The organism is Acidaminococcus fermentans (assembly GCF_009696675.1).
GTDB lineage: Bacteria > Bacillota > Negativicutes > Acidaminococcales > Acidaminococcaceae > Acidaminococcus.
The window spans coordinates 143001-149800 of record NZ_VULN01000005.1 but is presented as its reverse complement, the minus strand read 5'-3'; the positions used below and the strand labels follow the sequence as shown (position 1 = coordinate 149800).

The 6800-nt window shown below is 47.4% G+C and carries 6 protein-coding genes; 3 read left to right on the top strand and 3 right to left on the bottom strand.

Translation table 11 applies throughout. The features are described 5' to 3' along the window. Window positions 1-40 precede the first annotated feature (40 nt). Both FX155_RS05080 and FX155_RS05075 read right to left on the bottom strand, forming a co-directional pair. Window positions 41-1468, bottom strand: coding sequence for a DEAD/DEAH box helicase (locus FX155_RS05080; RefSeq protein ID WP_154487944.1), 1428 nt, complete (start codon window positions 1466-1468; stop codon window positions 41-43). Window positions 1469-1619: 151 nt separating this feature from the next. After that, on the bottom strand, window positions 1620-2204 hold the full coding sequence (locus FX155_RS05075; RefSeq protein ID WP_154487943.1) for a hypothetical protein: 585 nt from the start codon (window positions 2202-2204) through the stop codon (window positions 1620-1622). A gap of 274 nt (window positions 2205-2478) precedes the next feature. Between FX155_RS05075 and FX155_RS05070 the strand changes: the two genes are divergently transcribed. After that, the gene (locus FX155_RS05070) at window positions 2479-3048 is read left to right on the top strand and encodes a recombinase family protein (protein WP_154487942.1); all 570 of its coding nucleotides are present in this window, start codon (window positions 2479-2481) and stop codon (window positions 3046-3048) included. Between the two features lie 568 nt (window positions 3049-3616). On the opposite strand, the gene FX155_RS05065 is transcribed toward FX155_RS05070, so the two are convergent. Then, window positions 3617-4405 carry an HAD-IIA family hydrolase gene (locus tag FX155_RS05065; RefSeq protein WP_154487941.1) on the bottom strand — a complete coding sequence of 263 codons (789 nt, stop codon included), beginning with the start codon at window positions 4403-4405 and terminating at the stop codon, window positions 3617-3619. 314 nt (window positions 4406-4719) lie between these two features. Here FX155_RS05065 and FX155_RS05060 point away from each other — a divergent pair, with 314 nt between their 5' ends. After that, entirely contained in the window at window positions 4720-6165 is a 1446-nt protein-coding gene (locus FX155_RS05060) for an aminotransferase class I/II-fold pyridoxal phosphate-dependent enzyme (RefSeq protein WP_154487940.1), read from the top strand. Then, a complete protein-coding gene (gene tmk / locus FX155_RS05055) occupies window positions 6162-6782 on the top strand; it encodes a dTMP kinase (RefSeq protein ID WP_022488353.1) in 621 nt (206 codons plus the stop codon). Before FX155_RS05060 ends, tmk begins: the two co-directional genes overlap by 4 nt. Window positions 6783-6800: the final 18 nt, after the last annotated feature.

Genomic DNA, 6800 nt, shown 5'->3' with positions numbered 1-6800 from the left:
ATTATCGATGGCATGGTTTGTCTAACAAGCTTGAAGGATGTCAGAAAAGTTGATGAATCTTGTACATCGATTCGTTTTTTATGCCTGATTTTTTTAGTTTTGTGTCCAATTTTTGTTGACAAGTGCACTGTATGTTATTATTTATCCATGCTTCTAATAACCCTCTCATGCGGTCAGAGGGAATATAAACATAGACAGTATCACTACTATCAGCAACTCTTAAATTAGACCTCCAAAGAAATTGTATGAGTTCATTCAAGGCCCAATTATCTGTATCTATAACAATTCCCTGAGCTTTCCAGAAAGAGGCTTTAAAAGGATTCATATACCTGTTGATAGGGTAAATCACATTGGTACGATTGCTATAATCATTGGTGGCTCTTGTATTACAGGCTGTCCAATTCGTTACGCTGATACCATGTTTAGGAATCTTTAAAGCCTCCATATTATCTTTAAAGGAAGTCCATAAGATAGAGCTACAAGAATACTCCCTAATACATTTATCCATGTAGGACTTTATTTTCTTAAGCTGTTTTGGTTTGGCCTTATTGGTATACCAACTATAGGATAGCCCCTTAGAAGGAATCTCCTTATACTCTCTATCAAAGGTCTTCAATAAATACTCCTTACAGATATTCAAGCGTTTATATCCTTTGGGCTTCTTGTCTATGTAGCCCTCTTTAAAGAGTGAATCATTAGTAATAGGGTTTCTATCAATATGATAATACTCTATAGGGAACTGAAAGAGCTCACAGTAGGCATGAAAGAGGGAGTAACGGACTCTATAACTCAATACCGTAACGGACTCAAACATAGACCATAGTTCAGGATTCATGAGAATTATAAAGGGGTTTTCTTTTCCACCCTGATAGGCTTCTTTTGAAAGGTAAACAGTATAACCAGTGAAAAAGTTTTTATAGTGCCTATAGATAACCGATAAATCTTCAGGAGCTGTCCAATGGATTCTATTACTGTCAGAATCTATAGCAATAATATTTCGTTCCTTCATTTCCTCAATGTCAGAAGGGGTTAAAGAAGGTAAATTCACTAAAGGAGAATCTTTTATATCTATCTCTATAGCGGGTTCTTCATCAATGAAAAGACTATAGGAGTATTTTCCTTTAGTAGAAGATTCCTTCAGTGTCTTAAATAGTTCATTAGTTTCCATTTCATAGAATCTATGAGTAGTGATAATATTTTCTCCTCTTTCAATAGCATCAAGGGTATCTCTATTTTTCCGTCCTTCAATAGTTGCCATATAGACATCTATACCGCCCTCTTTCAGAGCATTATAGATTCTTTCACATTCAGTCACTAAAGGAACCATAACAATAAATCTCTCTCCCCCCTCTAGGGGTGCTGTAAAGGGGTTGTTATAGGCAGTCTCTAGGTGGTTTATTAGGGCTGTAGTCTTTCCCTCTCCTGTGGGTGCGTCCACAACTTTGATTGTTGTTATTTTATTATCCATTGTGTTTTCTCCTAATTAAAAAAATAACTCCTGATGAGATTTCCTTAGGACTATCTATTAGAGATACATAAATAGGGAGCTAATGAGAGACACTCCTAAAGAAATTTAAAAAGGAGAGAAACAAACTACTTACTATATTCAGTTGTCAGAGTTAATCAGTCAGACCATAAGAAGAAGCAGAAGGATAATTAGTATCTTCATTTGTTGCCTCCTCTAGTAACAATAATGCTTCAAGCTGTAATTTAATCCCATTGTTATTCTTGTTGATATGATAGGGGACAGGTTTAAAGCAAATTTGGACTTTACTACCTACAGGAATAGGAGTATCAGAGGGCTTTAATTTATCTCCCTTTGAGTTGAACAATTGAATATTAATAGGCTTTTCCTCATGAGTTGTATGGTCTATATAAGATACCTTAGAAGCAAATTTAAACCGTACAGAATTATCTTTGCCTTCTTTCAAAGAAATATTGGGTTCTTTTTTCCATGGTTTCCCTGAGAACTTAGGAGCCTGTTTAGCTTCTTCAAGGACTCTCAATAATTCACTTTTTAGAGCCTGAGTCCCTTCTTTGGTAAACTCTACCTGAATAGAATAGTTGTTTGTGGGCTGTCCATTAAATTCCTCTGGCTTATCCAGATAGGCCCAATAGGCTTTTCCTACAGGTGTGACTATTCTACCTCTGTTAATCTTCTTGATAGTGCTGTACTTCTCATTGTCGGTGTTTGTGGTGTTCATGATTCTTTGTCTGTCCTTCCTTTTCATTGTTTTCTTTGGCTGTTTGCTTAAGATTGTCTGTGGGTATACCTTATGGTATATCTCTATATAGTGTGCCAATTAAATTAATGTTTCAAAAGTTTACTTTTAGACAGAGGGAATTTAGAGGTGTTTTTACGTGTCTAAAAGTTAGATAAAGAGTATTGAAACATATCAAAAATAAGATTGACATTTTGAAATATACGAATTAGAATTAAACCATCACAAGAAATGAAAACAAAGGGAGTGAAAGACAATGGCTAATGTGTGTTATATCAGAGTATCCACCAAAGAGCAGAACACAGGGAGACAATACGCCTGCTTTACTGATAAGGGAATCAAGATTGATAAGACCTATGAAGAGAAGATAAGTGGGAAGGACAGACAAAGACCACAGTTAAAAGCAATGATGGAATATGTGAGAGAGGGAGATACAGTATATATCGAAAGTATCAGCAGACTGGCAAGAAATACTTTAGACTTTCTTAACATTGTGGACGAACTCACAAAGAAAAAGGTAAACCTTATCAGCCTTAAGGAACAGATTGATACCACCACACCACAGGGAAGGTTTATTCTTCACATATTTGCTTCTCTGTCTGAACTGGAAAGGGAGACCATAAGACAGAGACAGAGAGAAGGAATTGACCTTTGTCTTGCAGAACATAGACCTTATGGGAGACCCAAAGTATCCATTAGTGAGACCTTCAAGGAAGCCTATAAGGAATGGAAAGCAGGGAATATGACAGCAGTTCAGGCAATGAATAAAGCAGGAATGAAACCGAATACATGGTATAGAAGAGTCAAAGAGTATGAAGGAAGATAGAACCAAATAGAAACCAATACAATAGAGGAGGGAGCCATTAGATTAGTTCCCTCTTCCTTTTTTATCCACCTTGATAGGCTTCTTTCTGGTGTTCCCTGTAGTCCTTCATAAAGAAATAGCAAAACGATATGATTCACTATATAGAGAAGGGACTAGAGGGGGAATGAAGGAAATTCAAGCAAACTCAATAGGGCTCACAAAAATTTTTACACAAAAATGGGTCTTGCAATAGGAGCTCTAATTATGCTATGCTGTCCTCATAGAAGAGTTAGGAAGATTCTGGAATACAAGTAGTGTCTAATTGCTACTGTATGTACTTTAAAAGGGCTAAAAAGTGGCTTCTACTCTACACTTTTTCTTACTTAGTGTTCTGTACTAGTGGGTAGGTTTTTACTTTCGAGAGTTCGAATCTCTCCCACTCCGCCATTCAAAATCAAAACCTGCCTGTGGGCAGGTTTTTTTGTGCCTAAAAAAGGCGGCTGTAAAAAATGAAAAATTATTTTTTACAGCCGCCTTCGGTCTCCAGTCACGGCTCGTGGCCCGCGACTGGGGCTGCTCAGGCAGCCCCTTATTTCTCTGGTACCAGATCCCCGATACCGTTGAGGATGTAATGGGGCTGATAGGAAAACTGCCTGATGTTTTCCCGGTTGGAGACCCCGGTGAGCACCAGCACCGTTTCCATGCCCGATTCCACCCCGCCGATCACATCCGTATCCATCCGGTCCCCGATCATCACCGCGTCTTCCGAATGGACTCCCAGCCGTTTCAGGCCGGTGCGCATCATCAGGGGGTTGGGTTTGCCGATGAAATAGGCCTTTTTCCCGGTGGCCAGTTCGATGGGGGCGATGAGAGCCCGGCAGGCCGGGATGATCCCCCGGTCGCTGGGGCCGGTCATGTCGCTGTTGGTACCGATGAGCTTGGCCCCCTTGTGGATCAGCTCCGTGGCCTTGATGATCATTTCATAATTGTACCCGTTGGTTTCGCCCACTACTACATATTCCGGGTTCACGTCGTTGTAGGTGATGCCTGCGTCATACAGGGCGTTCATCAGCCCATGGGCCCCGATGATGTAGGCGGAGCAGCCGGGGGCCTGGGTCTTCAGGAAATGGGCCGTGGCCAGGGCGCTGGTGTAAAAGTGGCTTTCTTCGATGTCCAGTCCCATGGCTTGGAGCTTTTTCCGCAGTTCCAGGGGAGACCGTTCACTGGAGTTGGTCAGGAACAGGAACTGTTTCTTTTCCTTCTGGAGCCAGGCCACGAATTCCTTAACACCAGGCAGCAGGGTGCTGCCATGGTAGATCACACCGTCCATATCACTGATAAAGCCTTTTTTCGAGCGGATAATATTCAAATCACGCATAAAGAACCTCCTTGTTGCCAGAAAATAATTCTTATTGTTACATTATGACCTTATTTTCAGAAAAACACAATAAGATTCTGCAAAGATCTTGTTAAAAATTGGTAAAATTTGCGCCATTTTCTCCGAAAAAGACATACTTGCCCTCCGGGAAACCCTCTGCCCGTGCAAGCACGGGGCCTTTCCCCCTTTCAGGGGGACACAGGCCTTCGGCCAACCACCCAACCACTTAATCACTTACCCACTTACCCTGCTACTCCGCACTTTCCCCTCTTCCCCCCATATGGTACAATAAGATATTGCCAAGGAGTGAAATCATGAATGCAAAAAGACCTTTACTGACGGCAGTGGAAAACTACCGTCTTCAACATGTATATCCTCTCCATACCCCCGGTCACAAAGGGGGACGGGGAGCGGATCCGGCACTCCGCCATCTGGTGGGGGACGTGGCTCTTGCCAGCGACGTGTCCCTGATGGCGGAACTGGACGACATCCATCACCCGGAAGGGTGCATCCGGGAAACGGAAGAACTGGCGGCCCGGCTTTACGGGGCGGACCGGTGCTTTCTGGGCGTAAACGGCACCACTGGGGTGATCCACGGGATGCTGCTGGGAGCCCTGAAACCGGGGGATAAGATTTTGATCCCCCGGAACAGCCACCGGAGCGTTTTGGGAGCCCTGGTGCTGGGAGGTTTCCATCCAGTGTATGTACAGCCGGCCTATGATCCCCAGTGGCGGCTTACTCTCCAGGTGACGCCGGAACAGGTGGCAGAGGCCCTGGAAAAGGACCCCTCCATCCGGTCGGTGTTCCTGACCACCCCCAACTATTTCGGCCTGGCGGCGGAAACCCGGAAAATCGCAGACATTGCCCACGCCCACGGCGCCCTGCTGCTGGTGGACGAGGCCCACGGACCCCATCTGGGGTTCACGGATCAGCTGCCTCCCGGGGCCATGGAATCCGGTGCCGATGCAGCAGCCCAGAGCACTCACAAAATCGTGGGGGCCATGACCCAGTGCAGCCTGCTCCAGGTGCGTTATGACCGGATCTCTCCGGAAGCCATGGAAGGAGCCATGAGCCTGGTGACCACCACCAGCCCCAACTATCTTCTGATGGGAGCCCTGGATGCAGCCCAGGCCCAGCTGGCAGAGCAGGGGAAAGCCATGGGAGAAGCGTCGGTACGGGCAGCCGGTGTACTCCGCCAGATGCTCCACCAGGTGCCCGGCCTTCCTGTCCTGGAACAGGAACTGGTGGGCAAGGGAGGCGTGGCCGCCTTGGATCCGGGGAAGATCACTCTCCAGGTCAGCGCTTTGGGGGTCACCGGTCCGGAAGCGGCGGATGCCCTCCGGCAGGCGGGCATCGCAGTGGAACTGGTGGACGAAGAGCATGTACTGCTGCTGGTGACCTACGCTGATGAGGGACCGGAACTGGAAAAAATGGGCCGGACCCTCTGTCAGGTGCTGGAAGCCATCCGGAAGCCGGAACGGGACCTGAAGCCCGTGCCTCCGGTGGCGGCGCTGCCGGAAATGGTGAAGCTCCCCCGGGAGGCGTTCTTTGCCGGCCACAGACCGGTGGAGTTTGAAAAGGCGGCAGGGCTGATCTCCGGAGAGACCATCAGCTTCTATCCTCCGGGAATCCCTCTGGTGATGCCCGGAGAGCGGATCACCGGAGAACTGATCCGGTACTGCCGGGAAATGCAGGAAAGAAAACTGCTGGTGAGCGGTCCCCGGGACAGCTCTCTCCAGCAGATCGAGGTACTGATATGAAGAAACAAGGATTGTTCATTACCCTGGAAGGGCCGGACGGAGGCGGCAAGACCACCCAGGCCCAGCAGCTGGCCCGCTGGTTCCGGCTTTACGGACGGGAGGTGCTGATCACCCGGGAACCGGGAGGGACCCCCACGGCGGAAAATATCCGGGAACTGGTGCTGGATCCGGCTCTGGACCTTTCCGCGGAAACGGAAACCCTGCTCCAGCTGGCCGCCCGGGCGGACCATGTGGCCCAGGCCATCCGGCCGGCTCTGGCGGCAGGGCAGGTGGTGCTCTGCGATCGGTTCAGCGATTCCACCCTGGTCTACCAGGGTATCCTCCGGAACATGGATCTGGCTCAGTTGCGGAAGCTGAACGATTTTGCCACCCGGGGCCTCCGGCCGGATGTGACCCTGCTTTTGGACGGGGATCCCCGGGAACTGGTAAAACGCCGGGAAGACCGGGGCACCGTGGATAAATTCGAACTCCAGGGACTGGAATTCCAGGACCGGATCCGGGCGGGCTATCTCCAACTGGCCCAGGAGGAGCCGGATCGGATCCTGGTGGTGGATGCTCTCCGGGAACCGGAAGTGGTGACGGAGGAAATCATCCGGAAACTGGAAAAATGGGTATAACCGGGCAGGAAGGGGAAA